Origin of the sequence: Pseudomonas sp. P179 (genome assembly GCF_000478485.2) — a bacterium.
Classification (GTDB): Bacteria; Pseudomonadota; Gammaproteobacteria; order Pseudomonadales; family Pseudomonadaceae; genus Pseudomonas; species Pseudomonas aeruginosa.
Window position 1 is genome coordinate 510,714 of the sequence record NZ_KI517354.1, and the last position, 17,261, is coordinate 527,974.

The 17,261-nt window shown below is 64.9% G+C and carries 18 protein-coding genes; 11 read left to right on the forward strand and 7 right to left on the reverse strand.

Going from position 1 to position 17,261, the window contains the following annotated elements:
- Window positions 1-2 precede the first annotated feature (2 nt).
- The 7 genes from HMPREF1224_RS14895 (at window position 3) to HMPREF1224_RS14925 (ending at window position 4,212) form a co-directional block, all read left to right on the forward strand.
- The gene (locus HMPREF1224_RS14895) at window positions 3-671 is read left to right on the forward strand and encodes a Bax inhibitor-1/YccA family protein (RefSeq protein ID WP_003090386.1); all 669 of its coding nucleotides are present in this window, start codon (window positions 3-5) and stop codon (window positions 669-671) included.
- A 110-nt stretch (window positions 672-781) separates the two neighbouring features.
- The gene (gene tusD / locus HMPREF1224_RS14900; protein ID WP_010793082.1) at window positions 782-1,177 is read left to right on the forward strand and encodes a sulfurtransferase complex subunit TusD; all 396 of its coding nucleotides are present in this window, start codon (window positions 782-784) and stop codon (window positions 1,175-1,177) included.
- Window positions 1,174-1,533, forward strand: a complete 360-nt coding sequence (tusC, locus tag HMPREF1224_RS14905; protein ID WP_003090389.1) for a sulfurtransferase complex subunit TusC — start codon at window positions 1,174-1,176, stop codon at window positions 1,531-1,533. The genes tusD and tusC overlap by 4 nt, the downstream gene beginning before the upstream one ends.
- On the forward strand, window positions 1,533-1,838 hold the full coding sequence (gene tusB / locus HMPREF1224_RS14910; RefSeq protein WP_003090391.1) for a sulfurtransferase complex subunit TusB: 306 nt from the start codon (window positions 1,533-1,535) through the stop codon (window positions 1,836-1,838). Before tusC ends, tusB begins: the two co-directional genes overlap by 1 nt.
- On the forward strand, window positions 1,835-2,170 hold the full coding sequence (locus HMPREF1224_RS14915; protein WP_003119979.1) for a TusE/DsrC/DsvC family sulfur relay protein: 336 nt from the start codon (window positions 1,835-1,837) through the stop codon (window positions 2,168-2,170). Before tusB ends, HMPREF1224_RS14915 begins: the two co-directional genes overlap by 4 nt.
- Window positions 2,167-3,150, forward strand: coding sequence for a glycosyl transferase family protein (locus HMPREF1224_RS14920; protein ID WP_003097625.1), 984 nt, complete (start codon window positions 2,167-2,169; stop codon window positions 3,148-3,150). The genes HMPREF1224_RS14915 and HMPREF1224_RS14920 overlap by 4 nt, the downstream gene beginning before the upstream one ends.
- 87 nt (window positions 3,151-3,237) lie before the next feature.
- The gene (locus tag HMPREF1224_RS14925; RefSeq protein ID WP_010793083.1) at window positions 3,238-4,212 is read left to right on the forward strand and encodes a glutathione S-transferase family protein; all 975 of its coding nucleotides are present in this window, start codon (window positions 3,238-3,240) and stop codon (window positions 4,210-4,212) included.
- Between the two features lie 4 nt (window positions 4,213-4,216).
- Here HMPREF1224_RS14925 and cysG read toward each other — a convergent pair whose 3' ends face one another.
- From cysG to ftsK, 5 genes are all read right to left on the reverse strand, one after another.
- Entirely contained in the window at window positions 4,217-5,614 is a 1,398-nt protein-coding gene (gene cysG / locus HMPREF1224_RS14930; RefSeq protein WP_003113366.1) for a siroheme synthase CysG, read from the reverse strand.
- Between the two features lies 1 nt (window position 5,615).
- A complete protein-coding gene (serS, locus tag HMPREF1224_RS14935) occupies window positions 5,616-6,896 on the reverse strand; it encodes a serine--tRNA ligase (RefSeq protein WP_003097631.1) in 1,281 nt (426 codons plus the stop codon).
- Window positions 6,897-7,017: 121 nt separating this feature from the next.
- Entirely contained in the window at window positions 7,018-8,343 is a 1,326-nt protein-coding gene (locus HMPREF1224_RS14940; protein ID WP_003097632.1) for a replication-associated recombination protein A, read from the reverse strand.
- Window positions 8,344-8,352: 9 nt separating this feature from the next.
- Window positions 8,353-8,979: an outer membrane lipoprotein periplasmic chaperone LolA gene (gene lolA / locus HMPREF1224_RS14945; RefSeq protein WP_003090414.1), complete on the reverse strand. Its 627-nt coding sequence runs from the start codon at window positions 8,977-8,979 to the stop codon at window positions 8,353-8,355.
- Between the two features lie 25 nt (window positions 8,980-9,004).
- Window positions 9,005-11,440 (reverse strand): DNA translocase FtsK, encoded by a 2,436-nt coding sequence (gene ftsK / locus HMPREF1224_RS14950; RefSeq protein ID WP_003119977.1) that lies wholly within the window; start codon window positions 11,438-11,440, stop codon window positions 9,005-9,007.
- A gap of 227 nt (window positions 11,441-11,667) precedes the next feature.
- Between ftsK and trxB the strand changes: the two genes are divergently transcribed.
- The 4 genes from trxB (at window position 11,668) to infA (ending at window position 14,421) form a co-directional block, all read left to right on the forward strand.
- Window positions 11,668-12,618, forward strand: a complete 951-nt coding sequence (gene trxB / locus HMPREF1224_RS14955) for a thioredoxin-disulfide reductase (RefSeq protein ID WP_003097640.1) — start codon at window positions 11,668-11,670, stop codon at window positions 12,616-12,618.
- Window positions 12,619-12,655: 37 nt separating this feature from the next.
- A complete protein-coding gene (gene aat / locus HMPREF1224_RS14960; RefSeq protein WP_003113368.1) occupies window positions 12,656-13,336 on the forward strand; it encodes a leucyl/phenylalanyl-tRNA--protein transferase in 681 nt (226 codons plus the stop codon).
- A gap of 54 nt (window positions 13,337-13,390) precedes the next feature.
- The gene (locus HMPREF1224_RS14965; protein ID WP_003108766.1) at window positions 13,391-14,098 is read left to right on the forward strand and encodes an arginyltransferase; all 708 of its coding nucleotides are present in this window, start codon (window positions 13,391-13,393) and stop codon (window positions 14,096-14,098) included.
- Window positions 14,099-14,202: 104 nt separating this feature from the next.
- Window positions 14,203-14,421: a translation initiation factor IF-1 gene (infA, locus tag HMPREF1224_RS14970; RefSeq protein WP_002553999.1), complete on the forward strand. Its 219-nt coding sequence runs from the start codon at window positions 14,203-14,205 to the stop codon at window positions 14,419-14,421.
- Between the two features lie 81 nt (window positions 14,422-14,502).
- On the opposite strand, the gene clpA is transcribed toward infA, so the two are convergent.
- Window positions 14,503-16,779: an ATP-dependent Clp protease ATP-binding subunit ClpA gene (gene clpA / locus HMPREF1224_RS14975; protein WP_003090432.1), complete on the reverse strand. Its 2,277-nt coding sequence runs from the start codon at window positions 16,777-16,779 to the stop codon at window positions 14,503-14,505.
- A gap of 27 nt (window positions 16,780-16,806) precedes the next feature.
- A complete protein-coding gene (clpS, locus tag HMPREF1224_RS14980; RefSeq protein WP_003097649.1) occupies window positions 16,807-17,175 on the reverse strand; it encodes an ATP-dependent Clp protease adapter ClpS in 369 nt (122 codons plus the stop codon).
- Window positions 17,176-17,261: the final 86 nt, after the last annotated feature.

Genomic DNA, 17,261 nt, shown 5'->3' on the forward strand with positions numbered 1-17,261 from the left:
CCATGCAAGAACAGCAATATCAGCTGAACTCCGCCGTCGCGGAACAGCGTGAAGTCAGCGGCGTTCTGCGCAATACCTACGGCCTGCTGGCACTCACCCTGGCCTTCAGCGGCCTGGTGGCCTACGTTTCGCAGCAGATGCGCCTGCCCTATCCGAACGTGTTCGTGGTGCTGATCGGCTTCTACGGCCTGTTCTTCCTCACCGTGAAGCTGCGCAACAGCGCCTGGGGCCTGGTCAGCACTTTCGCCCTGACCGGCTTCATGGGCTACACGCTCGGCCCGATCCTCAACATGTACCTCGGCCTGCCCAACGGCGGCAGCGTCATCACTTCGGCGTTCGCCATGACCGCCCTGGTGTTCTTCGGCCTGTCCGCCTATGTGCTGACCACCCGCAAGGACATGAGCTTCCTGTCCGGCTTCATCACCGCCGGCTTCTTCGTCCTGCTGGGCGCCGTGCTGGTATCGCTGTTCTTCCAGATCAGTGGCCTGCAACTGGCGATCAGCGCCGGCTTCGTCCTGTTCTCCTCGGCGATGATCCTCTACCAGACCAGCGCGATCATCCACGGCGGCGAACGCAACTACATCATGGCCACCATCAGCCTGTACGTGTCGATCTACAACCTGTTCATCAGCCTGTTGCAGATCTTCGGCATCGCCGGCGGCGACGACTGATAGAAAACGCCTCCGGAAAAGCCCGTCCCCGCGACGGGCTTTTTCATTTGCGGACCGGCAAAACACAGGCATTGGTTTATCATTCGAAGAAATCCTTCGCGTATCGCAGCATGAAATTCGCCATCGCCCTATTCGACCCTCCCCACTCCCCCGCCGCCCGCCGCGCGCTGCGCTTCAGCGAAGCCGCGCTGGCCGGCGGGCACGAAATCGTCCGCCTGTTCTTCTACCAGGACGGCGTGCACAGCGCCTCGGCCAACGTCGTGAGCGGCCAGGACGAGTTCGACCTGCCCGCCGCCTGGCGCGAGTTGGTCGAGCGCAACGGCCTGGACGCCGTGGTCTGCATCGCCGCCGCCCTGCGCCGCGGCGTGCTGAACGCCGAGGAAGCCGAACGCTACGGCCGTCCCGGCGCCAACCTTGGCGCACCATGGGAACTGTCCGGACTCGGCCAGTTGCACGAGGCGACGCAAAGCGCGGACCGCCTGGTCTGCTTCGGAGGCGACCGATGAGCCAGTCGCTGCTGATCATCAGCCGCCAGTCGCCCTGGTCCGGCCCGAGCGCCCGCGAGGCGCTGGACATAGCCCTGGCCGGCGGCGCCTTCGATCTACCGGTCGGCATGCTGTTCCTCGACGACGGCGCGTTCCAGCTGGCTCCCGGCCAGCATCCTGCGCACCTGCAGCAGAAGGACCTGCAGGCCAACCTGCAGGCCCTGCCGATGTTCGGCGTGGACGACCTCTACGTCTCGGCCCGTAGCCTGCGCGAGCGAGGCCTGGCTGAAGAGCGCCTGGCCCTCGCGGTCGAGGTGCTCGACGACCAGGCCCTGCGCGACCTGCTGCAACGCTACGACCAGGTGATTACCCTCTGATGGCCACGACCCTCCACGTACTGTCCCGCTCGCCGTTCAATGACGGCCGCCTGGGCAGTTGCCTGTACCTGCTCAACCCCGGCGACGGCCTGCTGCTCTGCGGCGACGCCGTGCACGCCCTGCTGGCCGGCAGCCACGCCTGCCAGGCCCTGGAACTGATGCCGGCGGAAATCGAACTGTTCGCCCTGCTGGAAGACCTCCAGGCGCGCGGTATCGAGGACGTCCCCGCTCGCCTGGTGGCGGTGGACTACCCCGGCTTCGTCGAACTCGCCACCCGCTTCGACAAGGTCAACAGTTGGCTATGACGCTCCTTATGCTGGAAGGCCGGGAAATCCGGCTGGACAAGGACGGCTACCTCGCCGCCCTCGACGATTGGTCGGAGCCGGTGGCGGAAGCCCTGGCCGCCCGCGAGGAGCTGGCCCTGACCGCCGAGCACTGGGAGATTCTCCAACTGCTCCGCGAGTTCTATGCGGAGTTCCAGCTGTCTCCGGCCAACCGCCCGCTGATCAAGTACGTCGCCCAGCGACTGGGTCCGGACAAGGGCAACAGCCTGCACCTCAACCACCTGTTCAAGGGCGCCCCGGCCAAGCTTGGCGCGAAGCTGGCCGGCCTGCCGAAACCGAGCAACTGTCTATGACTCTCTCGACTCCCGCCGAACATCCGTTCGCCCAGTTCGTCCGCATCCTCGGCAAAGGCAAGCGCGGAGCGCGCAGCCTGACCCGGGAGGAAGCCCGCGAGGCCCTCGGCATGATCCTCGACGGCAGGGTCGAGGACGCCCAGCTGGGCGCCTTCCTCATGCTCCTGCGGCACAAGGAGGAAAGCAGCGAGGAACTGGCCGGTTTCACCGAGGCGGTGCGCGAACGCCTGCAAGTCCCGTCCTTGCGCGTCGACCTCGACTGGCCCAGTTACGCCGGCAAGAAGCGCCACCTGCCCTGGTACCTGCTGGCCGCCAAATGCCTGGCCGGCCATGGCGTGCGCATCCTCATGCACGGCGGCGGCGCGCATACCGCCGGACGCCTGTACAGCGAACAGTTGCTGGCGGCGCTGGAGATCCCGCTCTGCCACGACTGGCTGCAGGTAGAACAGGCCCTGGAGCGCGGCCACCTGGCGTTCATTCCGCTCGGCGCCTGGATGCCGGTGCTGCAACGCATGATCGATCTGCGCAATACCCTCGGCCTGCGCTCGCCGATCCATTCGCTGGTTCGCCTGCTCAACCCCCTGAATGCGGATTGCATCCTGCAGAGCATCTTCCACCCCGGTTACCAGGAAACCCACCGCGAGGCCAGCCGCCTGCTCGGCGACCGGGCCATCGTCATCAAGGGCGAAGGCGGCGAGATCGAAGTCAACCCGGACGTCGTCGCCCACCTGTATGGTTGCGACCAGGGCGAAGCCTGGGACGAGGAATGGCCGGCATTGTCGACGCACCGGCACATGAAGCCGGAACAGCTCGACCCGGGTTTCCTTCGGGCCGTCTGGGACGGCCGCGAAGGCGACGCCTATGGCCACCTGGCGGTGCTCTCCAGCATGGCCCTGGCGCTACGGGCCCTTGGCAAGAATCGCGAAGAAGCCTTCAAGGAAGCCGCACACTACTGGGCGACCCGAAACGAATCGATCTGATCGATACGAATAGCCCTTTATTTATATAAATTTATCGATCACCCGACACTAGACTGTTCCTCCAACGACGTATGGAGGAACCCGCTCATGGGACAGTTGATCGATGGCCGCTGGCACGACCAGTGGTATGACACACAGAAAGACGGCCGCTTCCAGCGCGAAAACGCCCAGCGCCGCCATTGGCTGGGCGAGCCGGCGTTCCCCGCCGAGGGCGGGCGCTACCATCTCTATGTCTCGCTGGCCTGCCCCTGGGCCCATCGGACCCAGATCGTGCGCAAGCTGAAGGGGCTGGAGTCGCTGGTCGATGTTTCGGTGGTCAGTTGGCTGATGCGCGAGAACGGCTGGACCTTCGACCCCGCCCACGGCTCCACCGGCGATCGCCTCGACGGCCTGGCCTTTCTGCACCAGCGCTACACCCGCGACGACCCGCACTACAGCGGCCGGGTCACGGTGCCGCTGCTGTGGGACAAGCAGGCGCAGAAGATCGTCAACAACGAATCAGCCGATATCGTCCGCATCTTCAACAGCGCCTTCGACGCCATCGGCGCCAACGCGCTGGACTTCTACCCGGAGCCGCTGCGCGAGGAGATCGAACGCCTCAACGGACGCATCTATCCTGCGGTCAACAACGGCGTGTACCGTGCTGGCTTCGCCACTCGCCAGGACGCCTACGAGGAGGCCTTCGTCCAGTTGTTCGAGGAGCTGGACTACCTGGAAGGCTTGCTCGGCGAACGCCGCTACCTGGCCGGCGAATACCTGACCGAGGCCGATATCCGCCTGTTCACCACCCTGGTGCGCTTCGATGCGGTGTACCACGGACACTTCAAGTGCAACCTGCGGCGCATCGAAGACTACCCGAATCTCTCCGGCTGGTTGCGCGAGCTGTACCAACGCCCGGGCATCGGCGAGACAGTGGACTTCGAACATATCAAGGGGCACTACTACGCCAGCCACCGCACCATCAACCCGACCGGGATAGTACCGCTGGGCCCGCGTCTCGACCTGGCGCGCGCGCCAGGCCGGGAACGACTTCCCGGCAAGGGCATCTGGGGAGAAGGCTGAAGGCTCAGGCGTCCTCGCGGGCGCCTTCGAACCAGGCCAGCTTGTCGCGCAGTTGCACGACTTCGCCGACGATCACCAGGGTCGGCGCATGCACTTCGTGCTCAGCCACCAGTTGCGGCAGGTTTTCCAGGGTTCCGGTGAATACCCGCTGCTGGGCGGTGGTCCCCTGCTGGATCAGCGCCGCCGGGGTCTGTGCGGAGCGACCGTGGGCGACCAGTTGCTCGCAGATCACCGGCAATCCCACCAGGCCCATGTAGAACACCAGGGTCTGGCCAGGCGCTACCAGGTCCTGCCACGGCAGGTCGGTGGTGCCGTCCTTCAGATGACCGGTGACGAAACGAACCGATTGCGCATGATCGCGATGAGTCAGTGGAATCCCGGCGTAGGCCGCGCAGCCGCTGGCCGCGGTGATTCCCGGCACGACCTGGAAAGGTATGCCGTGGGCAGCCAGTTCGTCGATTTCCTCACCGCCGCGGCCGAAGATGAACGGGTCGCCACCCTTCAGGCGCAGCACGCGCTTGCCCTGGCTGGCCAGCTCCACCAGCAGGCGGTTGATCCGATCCTGCGGCACCGCATGTTCGGCGCGGCGCTTGCCGACGTACAGGCGTTCGGCATCGCGGCGGCATAATTCGAGGATCGACGGCGCTACCAGGCGATCGTAGAGCACCACGTCGGCCTGCTGCATCAGGCGCAGGGCACGGAACGTCAGCAGGTCCGGATCCCCCGGCCCGGCCCCGACCAGATATACCTCGCCCGTGGCTATGTGCGCGAGGCCGCCGGCCAGGTGCTCCTCCAGGAGACGCTCGGCTTCCGCCGGACGGCCGGCCAGGACACGCTCGGCGATCTCGCCCTGGAACAGGTTTTCCCAGAACACCCGGCGCTGCTGCAGGTCGGGTAGCAATTCCTTGACCCGGTGGCGGAAGCGGCTGGCGAGTCCGGCCAGTTGCCCGTAGGTCGAGGGAATCCAGGTTTCCAGCTTGGCCCGGATCAGCCGCGCCAGCACGGGCGCATCGCCGCCGCTGGAGACCGCCACCACCAGCGGCGAACGGTCGACGATGGCCGGGAAGATCACGCTGCACAGGGCCGGCGCGTCCACCACGTTGACCGGTATCCCGCGCGCATTGGCCGCTCGCGACACCTCGGCGTTCAGCGGTTCGTCGTCGGTGGCGGCGATGATCAGGGCGCAGCCGGGCTGGTCGCCGTCCTGGTAGTCGCGTTCGAGCAGCTCGCCGCCGCCCTGCTCCACCAGATGCCGCAGTTCGATGTGGATCTGCGGCGCGACCACGCGCAGGCGCGCGCCGGCGTCGGCCAGCAGGCGCGCCTTGCGCAGGGCGACTTCGCCGCCACCGACCACCAGCGCGAGGCGCCCTTGCAAGGAGTGGAACAGCGGCAGGAAATCCATGTCAGCCGATCACCTCGATGCCAGCCATGTAGGGCTTGAGGACTTCCGGCACACGGATCGAGCCGTCCGCCTGCTGGTAGTTCTCCAGTACCGCCACCAAGGTGCGGCCGACGGCCAGGCCGGAGCCGTTGAGGGTGTGCACCAGCTCGGGCTTGCCGGTTTCCGGATTGCGGTAGCGGGCCTGCATGCGCCGGGCCTGGAAGTCGCCGCAGTTGGAGCAGGAGGAAATCTCGCGGTACTTGTCCTGGCTGGGAACCCAGACTTCCAGGTCGTAGGTCTTGGTCGCACCGAAGCCCATGTCGCCGGTGCACAGCGCCAGCACCCGATACGGCAACTCGAGCAGTTGCAGGACGCGCTCGGCGTTGGCGGTCAGGCCTTCCAGCGCCTCGTAGGAAGTGGCCGGATCGACGATCTGCACCATCTCCACCTTGTCGAACTGATGCTGACGGATCATGCCGCGGGTATCGCGCCCGGAGGCACCGGCCTCGCTGCGGAAGCACGGGGTATGGGCGACGAACTTCAGCGGCAATTGCTTGGCGTCGAGGATCTGCCCGGAGACGATGTTGGTCAGCGAAACCTCGGCGGTCGGGATCAGGTAGAGGTCAGCTTCGCCGTCGCGGCCGATCTTGAACAGGTCCTCCTCGAACTTCGGCAACTGGCCGGTGCCTTGCAGCGCCGGAGCCTGGACGAGATAAGGGGTGTAGGCCTCCTCGTAGCCATGCTCGGCGGTATGCAGGTTGATCATGAACTGCGCCAGGGCGCGATGCAGGCGGGCGATCGGGCCGCGCATGAGGGCGAAGCGCGCGCCGGAAAGCTTGGCAGCGGTCTCGAAATCCAGCCAGCCGTGCCGTTCACCGAGGGCGACATGGTCCTTGACCTCGAAATCGAAGGTCTTCGGCGTGCCCCAGCGACGCACTTCGACGTTGGCGTCCTCGTCGGCACCGACCGGCACCGACTCGTGTGGCAGGTTGGGAATGCCCAGCAGCATGGCATCCAGTTCGCCCTGGATGGCGTCCAGCTGTCGCTTGCCTTCCTCCAGCTCGGAGCCCATGCGGTCGACATCGGCCAGCAGCGGCGCGATGTCCTCGCCACGCTGCTTGGCCTGGCCGATCGCCTTGGAACGCGCGTTGCGCTCGGCTTGCAGCTGCTCGGTACGGGTCTGTACCGACTTGCGCTGCTCTTCCAGCGCTTCGATGCGTGCGACATCCAGTTGGAAGCCACGGGTGGCCAGGCGGGCAGCCACTTCTTGCGGCTGGGTGCGTACCAGTTTGGGATCGAGCATGCTCTTTTCTCGTCTCGTGTCGGTTATCGGCGGTTCGTGGCCCGGTTGGCGCTTCGCCGGCCCCGGCGACGTCATCGACGCCGTCGCGGAAGCCTGGCTAGCTCCGCCGAGCCCATACCGCTCAGGATTTTCTGCGTTGGCGGGGACTGGTGCGATCCAGCTCGGCCAGGTGTTCCAGCTTGTCGCGGATCTTCAGTTCCAGGCCCCTCGGCACCGGTTGATAGTAACGCCGCGGCTCCAGATCCTCGGGGAAATAATCCTCTCCGGCGGCATAGGCATCCGGCTCGTCGTGGGCGTAGCGGTATTCCTCGCCATAGCCGAGGCTCTTCATCAATTTGGTCGGCGCGTTGCGCAAGTGCAATGGCACTTCCCGCGAGCCGCTTTCGGCGACGTCGCGCATCGCCGCGTTGAACGCGCTGTACACCGCATTGCTCTTCGGCGCACAGGCCAGGTAGACGATGGCCTGGGCCACCGCCAGCTCGCCTTCGGGGCTGCCCAGGCGCTCCTGCACGTCCCAGGCCGACAGGCATAGGCCGAGGGCGCGAGGATCGGCGTTGCCAACCTCCTCGCTGGCCATGCGCACCACCCGCCGGGCGATGTACAGGGGATCGCAGCCGCCGTCGAGCATACGCGCGAACCAATAAAGTGCCGCGTCGGGATTGGAGCCGCGCACCGACTTGTGCAGCGCGCTGATCTGGTCGTAGAACGCCTCGCCGCCCTTGTCGAAACGTCGGCGGGTATCGCCGAGCAGATTCTGCAGCAGCTCGGGGCTGATCTCGCTGCCGTCCTCGGCGAGGTCGGCAGCGTTCTCCAGCAGGTTCAGCAGGCGCCGCCCATCGCCGTCGGCGGCGGCCAGGAGAACCTGGAAGCTCTCCTCCGGCAGCCTCAGCTTGCGCTTGCCGAGGCCCTTGTCCTCGTTCAGCGCGCGGCCCACCAGCTTGCGCAGGGCGGCTTCGTCGAGGCTCTTGAGGACATACACGCGAGCCCGCGAGAGCAGCGCATTGTTCAACTCGAAGGACGGGTTCTCGGTGGTCGCGCCAATGAAGATCAGCGTGCCGTCTTCCACATAGGGCAGGAAGGCATCCTGCTGGCTCTTGTTGAAGCGGTGCACCTCATCGACGAACAGGATGGTCCGGCGCCCGTATTGCGCCGCGTGCTGCTTGGCCACCTCGACCGCCTGGCGGATCTCCTTGACCCCGGACAGCACCGCGGAAATGGTCTCGAAATGGGCGTCCGACACCTGCGCCAGCAGCCGCGCCAGGGTAGTCTTGCCGACTCCCGGCGGGCCCCAGAAGATCATCGAGTGCAGCGCGCCCTGCTCCAGCGCCTCGCGCAAGGGCTTGCCGCGGGCCAGCAGGTGTTCCTGCCCCACGTACTCGTCCAGGTTTGCGGGCCTCAGCCGTGCCGCCAGGGGCTGCGCGACGGGCTCGCTGCGGAACAGATCCACGGCTTGCGCTTACTCCTGGATCACGTCGACGCCCGGCGGAACGTCGAAGGTGAATTGCTTGGCATCCAGCGCCTCGTTCATCTTCACGTCGAAGAACAGGATGTTGGTGCGCTGGCCGACGCCATCGATCATCTGCATGTCGTTCACCTTGCCGCTGCGGAACGACAGACGCAAGGTGTCGAAGAGGGTGTCCTTGGTCTTCGGCTTGAGCACGAAATCGACTACGTTGCCGCCTTCCTTGTAGGTGATGGCGAAGCTTTCGCTGATCTTCGAGATGTCGCCGGAGAGCAGCAGCGCCGGCGTCTGGGTCAGGCGCTGATCGAGCTTCTGGATGGTCACCTGCTCCAGGTCCGGGTCGTACAGCCAGACCTTCTCGCCGTTGGAAATGAGCAATTGCTCGTTCGGCGCATCGGTATGCCAGCGGAACAGTCCCGGCCGCTTCAGGCTCAGTTGGCCGGCGGTTTCCTGCAGGCGCGTGCCGCTACCGTCCAGGGTCAGCTGGGAAAAACGCGCGGTCAGGGTCTGGGCCTTGTTCAGCAGGCCGGTCAGGCGCTGGACAGCGGCGCTGTCGTCGGCATGGGCCAGCGAAGCGCCCATGGCCAGGGCGGCAACGAACAACGTGCGGATCAGTCGCATCGGAATCCTCTAAAACCTGTCGGGTTCAATCACGAACCGGCGCCGGCGCGATGACTTCGCGGGAGCCGTTGGTATTCATCGGGGTGACCACGCCGGCCATCTCCATCGCCTCGATCATCCGCGCGGCGCGGTTGTAGCCGATCTTCAGCTTGCGTTGCACGGCGGAGATCGATGCCCGGCGACTCTCGGTGACGAAACGTACCGCCTCGTCGTAGAGCGGGTCGTCCTCGCTGCCTTCGCCGGAGCCGTCGCCGCCATCGAAGGAACCGCCACCGCTGCCGCCTTCGTCGACGCCAGCGAGGATGTCCTCGATGTAGTCGGGCGCGCCGCGCAGCTTCCAGGCCTCGACCACCCGGTGCACCTCGTCGTCGGAAACGAAGGCGCCGTGCACGCGAATCGGCAGGCCTGTGCCCGGCGGCAGGTAGAGCATGTCGCCGTGGCCGAGAAGTTGTTCGGCGCCACCCTGGTCGAGGATGGTGCGCGAGTCGATCTTGCTGGAGACCTGGAAGGCGATCCGGGTCGGGATGTTGGCCTTGATCAGGCCGGTGATCACGTCCACCGACGGCCGCTGGGTCGCCAGGATCAGGTGGATACCGGCCGCCCGCGCCTTCTGCGCGATACGGGCGATAAGCTCCTCGACCTTCTTGCCGACGATCATCATCATGTCGGCGAATTCGTCGACCACCACCACGATGGTCGGCAGGGTGCTCAGCTGCGGCGGCTCGTCGTCCGGGCTTTCGCGACGGAACAGCGGGTCGGTCAGCGGCGTGCCAGCCTCCTCGGCGTCCTTCACCTTGCGGTTGAAGCCAGCCAGGTTGCGCACACCCATGGCCGCCATCAGGCGGTAGCGCCGCTCCATCTCCGCCACGCTCCAGCGCAGGGCGTTGGCGGCTTCCTTCATGTCGGTGACCACCGGGCAGAGCAGGTGCGGGATCCCTTCGTAGATCGACAGTTCGAGCATCTTCGGGTCGATCATGATCAGTCGCGCCTCGCTCGGCGTGGACTTGAACAGGATCGACAGGAGCATGGCGTTGACCCCCACCGACTTACCGGAGCCGGTGGTACCGGCCACCAGCAGGTGCGGCATCTTCGCCAGGTCGGTGATGATCGGCCGACCGCCGATGTCGTGGCCCAGGGCCAGCGGCACGGTGGACTTGTGCTCGTCGTACTCCGGCGACGACAGCACTTCGGAGAAGCGCACCATCTGCCGGTCTTCGTTGGGAATCTCGATGCCGACGGTGGTCTTGCCGGGAATCACTTCCACCACCCGCACGCTGATCACCGCCAGCGAGCGCGCCAGGTCCTTGGCCAGGTTGGAAATGCGGCTGACCTTGACCCCCGCCGCGGGCTGGATCTCGAAACGGGTGATCACGGGGCCCGGATGCACCGAATCCACGCTGACCTCGACGCCGAACTCCTTCAGCTTGATCTCCAGCAGGCGCGACATCGCCTCCAGCGACTCGGGCGAGTAGCTCTTCTGCTTCACTTCCGCCGGATCGAGCAGCGACAGCGGCGGCAGGGTGCCCTCCACCGCCGTATCGACGAACAGCGGCGCCTGCTTCTCTTTCAGCACGCGCTTGCTCGGCTCCGGGGCCTTCGGCGGCGGTGGCGGATCGATCTTCGGCGGCGGGCGCTTCTCCCGCTCGCTCATGTGCTTGGCCAGGGCCTCTTCGCGTTCCAGCAGGCGCTCCTTGGCCTTGGACTGTTCGCGGCGGTCCGGCACGCTCGGCGCCACCACCTCGGCGACGCGCTCGTCGACCTCGCGCAGTTGCGCGACCAGTTGCTTGCGCTCGGCGCGCGCGCCCATCCAGCGATTGAAGGCGTTCTGGATCAGTTCGAAGAAGTCCAGGGTGATCTTGCCGGTGACATCCATCACCTTGAACCAGGAGAGGTCGGCGAACACCGTCAGGCCGAAGAGGAACAGGGCGAAGAACACCAGCGTGCTGCCCTGCACGTTCAGCGCATCCACCGCGACGCGGCCCAGGCTCTGGCCGATGGCGCCGCCGGCCGAGGCGCTGGCCGGCATGTGGCCGCTGGCGTGGAAATGGATGTAGGCCAGTGCCGAGCCGGCCAGGATCAGGAAGATCAGCCCGACCAGGCGCCAGGAAAACAGCCAGGTGTTCCATTCCCACGGCAGGTTGCGGCGGCGGAATACCTGCCAGGTCTTGATGCCCAGCAACAGCGGAAAGAGGTAGGCGAAGTAGCCGAGCGTCATGAACAGGATATCGGCGGATACCGCACCGAGCCGACCGGCGGCATTCTGCACCTGGTCAACCTGGCTCGAGTGACTCCAGCTCGGATCGGCCGGGTCATAGGTGAGCAGAGCCATCCACAAGTAGAGGCAGAGCGCGCCCAGCGCGATCAGGACCCCTTCCTTCAGGCGGGAATGCAGTTGCTGACGCCATGCGGCGGCATGGCTCGCGGTGGTCGAATCCTTCAAATCGCTATTTTTCCTGCGCACGGCTGGTGCTTTAGAAGCTGTCTTGGTCAAAACGCGCCTATTGTACGGCTTTAGGGAAACTCTGAAAAATCACACCCGAAATCAGCGGCAATCCGTGCGTGGCTGATCCCGGCCCCGGGGTTTTGCCGGCCTTTTGCGGATAGGTGTAGCATAGCCGGCAGAACTCTTCAGGCGGCTCCATTGGAGCACGCATTTTCTTATGTGACAAAGGCTTATGGAGTCTTTTTATGAGTGAAGTCAAGCATTCGCGCCTCATCATCCTGGGCTCCGGTCCGGCCGGCTATACCGCCGCCGTGTACGCCGCACGCGCCAATCTCAAGCCAGTGGTGATCACCGGCATCCAGCCAGGCGGCCAGCTGACCACCACCACCGAAGTCGACAACTGGCCGGGCGACGTCGAAGGCCTTACCGGCCCGGCGCTGATGACCCGCATGCAGCAGCACGCCGAGCGTTTCGACACCGAGATCGTCTACGACCACATCCACACCGCCGAGTTGCAACAGCGCCCCTTCACACTGAAGGGCGATAGTGGCACTTATACCTGCGATGCATTGATCATTGCCACCGGTGCCTCCGCGCAATACCTGGGCATGTCGTCGGAAGAAGCCTTCATGGGCAAGGGCGTTTCCGCCTGCGCCACCTGCGACGGCTTCTTCTACCGCAACCAGGTGGTCTGCGTAGTCGGCGGCGGCAATACCGCCGTCGAGGAAGCGCTGTATCTGGCCAACATCGCCAAGGAAGTCCACCTGATCCACCGTCGCGACAAGCTGCGCTCGGAGAAGATCCTCCAGGACAAGCTGTTCGACAAGGCCGAGAACGGCAACGTGCACCTGCACTGGAACACCACCCTGGACGAGGTGCTGGGCGACGCCAGCGGCGTCACCGGCGTACGCCTGAAGAGCACCATCGACGGCAGCACCAGCGAGCTATCGCTGGCCGGCGTGTTCATCGCCATCGGCCACAAGCCGAACACCGACCTGTTCCAGGGCCAACTGGAAATGCGCGACGGCTACCTGCGGATCCACGGCGGCAGCGAAGGCAATGCCACCCAGACCAGCATCGAAGGCGTGTTCGCCGCCGGCGACGTGGCCGACCACGTCTACCGCCAGGCCATCACTTCCGCCGGCGCCGGCTGCATGGCCGCGCTGGATGCCGAAAAATACCTCGACGACCATTGATCGGACCCGGGGGAGGCCCGCCCTCCCCTACCCCGCCATGCTGACCTGGCTTTCCCGCACCGACTTCGACTTTCCACCCCTCGACAAGGCCCTGCAGGAGCCCAACGGGCTGCTCGCGGCCGGCGGCGACCTCAATCCGCAACGCCTGGTCGCAGCCTATCGCCACGGCTGCTTCCCCTGGTACCAGGATGGCCAGCCGATCCTCTGGTGGTCGCCCGACCCGCGCACCGTCCTGTTCCCCGACGAACTGCACGTTTCCCGCAGCCTGGCCAAGTGCCTGCGCCAGCAACGCTTCGAAGTCACTTTCAACCGTGACTTCCGGGCGGTGATCCAGGCTTGTGCCGCGCCGCGTAACTACGCCGACGGCACCTGGATCACCACGCCGATGCAACTGGCCTACCAGGAGCTGCACCTGCGCGGCATCGCCCACTCCGTGGAAGTCTGGCAGGAGCGACAACTGGTCGGCGGCCTCTACGGCCTGGCCATGGGCAGGCTGTTCTTCGGCGAATCGATGTTCAGCCGCGCCGACAACGCTTCCAAGGTCGGCTTCGTCACGCTGGTCCGCCATCTGCGCGACGCCGGCTTCGTCCTCATCGACTGCCAGATGCCGACCCGCCACCTGCACAGCCTGGGCGCCCGCGCCATCAGCCGGGGGGAATTCGCCGACTACCTGCAACGCTATCGCGACCAGCCTCCTACCGGCGACCTGGATTTTTAGGCGAGTTTCCGTGCCTGGCATAAACTTGCTTATGGGTCCCTGCTGGAGTTCACCATGACCGAACTCGCCCGACTGAAGTTCTACGCGACGCAACCGCACCCGTGCAGCTACCTGCCCGAGGAGCAGGCAACCACCCTGTTCCTCGATCCCAGCCAGCCCATGGACACGCAGCTGTACGCCTCGCTGTCGGAGGTCGGCTTCCGCCGCAGCGGCGACCATCTCTATCGTCCGCACTGCCAGCATTGCACCGCCTGCATCGCCGCGCGCATACCGGTCGCCGACTTCAGCCCGAACCGCCAGCAGCGGCGCATCCTCAAGCGCAATGCGGAACTGCAGGTGATCCGCAAGCGACCGAGCTTCAACGAGGAGTACTACGACCTCTATCGGCGCTACATCGAGCAACGCCACGCCGACGGCGACATGTATCCGCCCAGCCGCGACCAGTTCGCCACCTTCCTGGTCCGCGACCTGCCCTTCTGCTGCTTCTTCGAGTTCCGCCTGCATGGCCGCCTGCTGGCCATAGCCGTGACGGACGTGCTGCCGAACGGACTCTCGGCCGTCTATACCTTCTACGATCCCGACGAAGAGCAGCGCAGCCTGGGACGCTACGCGATCCTCTGGCAGATCGCCGAGACCGAACGCCTGGGCCTGCAGGCCGTCTACCTGGGCTACTGGATCAAGAATTGCCGCAAGATGAACTACAAGACCCAGTACCGGCCCATCGAACTGTTCGTCAACCAGCGCTGGGTCGCCCTCACCTGATAGCCGTGTGGCGCTATTGTCGATTTTCTGGCACAATGCACGCCGCTTTTCACGGCCCACCTCTCATTGAAAGGGCCACCCATAGATACCGAGGGCTCTACTGCATGTCGAAAGAAGACAGCTTCGAAATGGAAGGTACTGTCGTCGACACCCTGCCCAACACCATGTTCCGTGTGGAGTTGGAAAATGGGCACGTCGTCACCGCGCACATCTCCGGCAAAATGCGCAAGAACTACATCCGCATCCTCACCGGCGACAAGGTCCGCGTGGAACTGACGCCCTACGACCTGAGCAAGGGCCGCATCACCTACCGCGCCCGCTGAGTCGACACGAGCCGCTACGGCTCGCCGATTGCAAAAGAAAACGCCCGGCATCTGCCGGGCGTTTTCGTTGCCGCGCTCGGATCAGGCGGGCTCCGCCGCCGTGATCTCGAACTCGAAGGCCAGCTCGTCGCCCTTCAGGTCGACATGCACCAGGCCGCCATGCTCGGCCAGCTCGCCGAACAGGATCTCCTCGGCCAACGGCCGCTTGATCTTGTCCTGGATAAGCCGCGCCATCGGTCGCGCACCCATCTGCACGTCGTAGCCCTTCTCCGCCAGCCAGCCGCGCGCCGCATCGCTGACCTCGAGCTGGACGCGCTTGTCCTCCAGCTGCGCCTGCAGCTCGGTGAGGAACTTGTCGACCACGCTCTTGATCGTCTCGGTGCTCAGGCGGCCGAACTGGATGATGGTATCCAGGCGGTTGCGGAACTCCGGGGTGAAGCTCTTCTTGATCACTTCCATCGCATCGGTGGTGTGATCCTGCTGGTTGAAGCCGATCGACGCGCGCGCCGCCACTTCCGCGCCGGCGTTGGTGGTCATGATCAGGATGATGTTGCGGAAGTCCGCCTTGCGCCCGTTGTTGTCGGTCAGGGTGCCGTGGTCCATCACCTGCAGCAGCAGGTTGAAGACCTCCGGGTGAGCCTTCTCGATCTCGTCGAGCAGCAACACGCAGTGCGGGGTCTTGGTGATTGCCTCGGTGAGCAGGCCGCCCTGGTCGAAGCCGACGTAGCCCGGAGGCGCACCGATCAGCCGCGACACGGTATGCCGCTCCATGTACTCGGACATGTCGAAGCGCACCAGCTCCACACCCAAGGCCTTCGCCAACTGCCGCGCCACCTCGGTCTTGCCCACGCCGGTGGGACCGGCGAAGAGGAACGAGCCGACCGGCTTGTCCGGCGCCTTGAGCCCGGCCCGGGACAGCTTGATCGCCGTGGACAGCGACTCGATGGCGTCGTCCTGGCCGAACACGGTCAGCTTGAGGTCGCGTTCGAGGTTGCGCAGCAACTCCTTGTCGGAGGTGGTGACGTGTTTCGGCGGGATCCGCGCAATCTTCGCCACGATATCCTCGACCTGCGCCACCTCGATGCGCTTCACGCGCTTCTCTTCCGGCTGCAGGCGCTGGTAGGCGCCCGCCTCGTCGATGACGTCGATGGCCTTGTCCGGCATGTGCCGGTCGTTGATGTAGCGCGCCGCCAGCTCGGCCGCGGCGCGCAGCGCCTCGTCGCTGTACTCGATGTGGTGATGCTGCTCGAAGCGCCCCTTGAGGCCCTTGAGGATGCCATAGGTGTCTTCCACCGACGGCTCGGTCACGTCGACCTTCTGGAAGCGCCGCGCCAAGGCCCGGTCCTTCTCGAAGATGCCGCGGAACTCCTGGAAGGTGGTCGAGCCGATGCAGCGGATCTCGCCCGAGGACAGAACCGGCTTGAGCAGGTTGGAGGCGTCCATTACCCCGCCGGATGCCGCACCGGCGCCGATGATGGTATGGATCTCGTCGATGAACAGCACCGCGTGCGGGCGCTTGCGCAACTCGTTGAGCAAGGCCTTGAAGCGCTTCTCGAAGTCGCCGCGGTACTTTGTACCCGCGAGCAAGGCACCCAGGTCGAGGGAGTAGACCACGCTGTCGGCCAGCAGGTCCGGCACCTGGCCATCGACGATGCGTTTGGCCAGGCCCTCGGCGATGGCCGTCTTGCCGACCCCCGCCTCGCCTACCAGCAGCGGGTTGTTCTTGCGCCGGCGGGCAAGGATCTGCGCCACCCGCTCGACTTCATGCTCACGCCCCACCAGCGGGTCGATCCGCCCCTGGCGAGCCAGTTCGTTGAGGTTGCTGGCATAGGCGTCCAGCGGATGGTTGGACGTGGCCGACTCGCCACCTTCCTCATCCTGCATATCCTGCTCCCCATCCTGCGGATGTTCGGCATGCCCGGGCACCTTGGAGATACCATGGGCGATGTAGTTCACCACATCGATACGCGCGATGCTCTGCTGCTTGAGCAGGAACACCGCCTGGCTTTCCTGTTCGCTGAAGATCGCCACCAGGACATTGGCCCCGGTCACTTCGCGCTTGCCGGAACTCTGCACGTGGAACACCGCACGCTGCAGGACGCGCTGGAAGCCCAGCGTCGGCTGGGTTTCGCGCTCGTCGTCGTGCTGCGGGATCAGCGGCGTGGTGGAATCGATGAATTCCTGCAGGTCGCGCCGCAGCTTGTCCAGGTTGGCACCGCACGCACGCAATACCGTTGCCGCCGCCTCATTGTCCAGCAAGGCCAGCAGCAGGTGCTCAACCGTCATGAATTCATGGCGTTTGGCCCTCGCCTCCTTGAAGGCGAGATTGAGGGTGACTTCGAGCTCTCGATTCAACATGGCTTCACCTCGCTCCCAAACATCCGATCAACTGTCTTTCTCTATCTCGCAGAGCAATGGATGCTGGCTCTCCCGTGCATACTGATTGACCTGCATCGCCTTGGTTTCGGCCACGTCCCGGGTAAACAAGCCGCAGACCGCCTTACCCTGAGTATGTACCGTCAACATGATCTTGGTGGCTTTTTCCCGGTCCATGTTGAAGAACACTTCCAGCACTTCAACAACAAAGTCCATCGGCGTGTAATCGTCGTTGAACAGTACCACCTTATACAACGGTGGCGGCTGTAATACAGGCTTCGACTCCTGTACCGCGAGCCCCGCCCCTTCGTCCTCGTGCTCATGAGGCTCGGGATGGTCCTGATTGAATGTTAGTCGAATCTGGCTAGGTGCATGCATGAGGAAAAAAAGCTTTGCCTTTCTGGAAAGTTATGGACCGACATGATGTTGATCCGTTTCTCAGGCGTATGGTTCAGCGCCTTGAC

What these genes read in the sequence shown, in the direction of transcription:
- HMPREF1224_RS14895 (WP_003090386.1), top strand. Translation starts at nt 3, where the DNA reads ATGCAAGAACAGCAATATCAGCTGAACTCCGCCGTCGCGGAACAGCGT.
- tusD (WP_010793082.1), top strand. Translation starts at nt 782, where the DNA reads ATGAAATTCGCCATCGCCCTATTCGACCCTCCCCACTCCCCCGCCGCC.
- tusC (WP_003090389.1), top strand. Translation starts at nt 1,174, where the DNA reads ATGAGCCAGTCGCTGCTGATCATCAGCCGCCAGTCGCCCTGGTCCGGC.
- tusB (WP_003090391.1), top strand. Translation starts at nt 1,533, where the DNA reads ATGGCCACGACCCTCCACGTACTGTCCCGCTCGCCGTTCAATGACGGC.
- HMPREF1224_RS14915 (WP_003119979.1), top strand. Translation starts at nt 1,835, where the DNA reads ATGACGCTCCTTATGCTGGAAGGCCGGGAAATCCGGCTGGACAAGGAC.
- HMPREF1224_RS14920 (WP_003097625.1), top strand. Translation starts at nt 2,167, where the DNA reads ATGACTCTCTCGACTCCCGCCGAACATCCGTTCGCCCAGTTCGTCCGC.
- HMPREF1224_RS14925 (WP_010793083.1), top strand. Translation starts at nt 3,238, where the DNA reads ATGGGACAGTTGATCGATGGCCGCTGGCACGACCAGTGGTATGACACA.
- cysG (WP_003113366.1), bottom strand. Translation starts at nt 5,614, where the DNA reads ATGGATTTCCTGCCGCTGTTCCACTCCTTGCAAGGGCGCCTCGCGCTG.
- serS (WP_003097631.1), bottom strand. Translation starts at nt 6,896, where the DNA reads ATGCTCGATCCCAAACTGGTACGCACCCAGCCGCAAGAAGTGGCTGCC.
- lolA (WP_003090414.1), bottom strand. Translation starts at nt 8,979, where the DNA reads ATGCGACTGATCCGCACGTTGTTCGTTGCCGCCCTGGCCATGGGCGCT.
- trxB (WP_003097640.1), top strand. Translation starts at nt 11,668, where the DNA reads ATGAGTGAAGTCAAGCATTCGCGCCTCATCATCCTGGGCTCCGGTCCG.
- aat (WP_003113368.1), top strand. Translation starts at nt 12,656, where the DNA reads ATGCTGACCTGGCTTTCCCGCACCGACTTCGACTTTCCACCCCTCGAC.
- HMPREF1224_RS14965 (WP_003108766.1), top strand. Translation starts at nt 13,391, where the DNA reads ATGACCGAACTCGCCCGACTGAAGTTCTACGCGACGCAACCGCACCCG.
- infA (WP_002553999.1), top strand. Translation starts at nt 14,203, where the DNA reads ATGTCGAAAGAAGACAGCTTCGAAATGGAAGGTACTGTCGTCGACACC.
- clpA (WP_003090432.1), bottom strand. Translation starts at nt 16,779, where the DNA reads ATGTTGAATCGAGAGCTCGAAGTCACCCTCAATCTCGCCTTCAAGGAG.
- clpS (WP_003097649.1), bottom strand. Translation starts at nt 17,175, where the DNA reads ATGCATGCACCTAGCCAGATTCGACTAACATTCAATCAGGACCATCCC.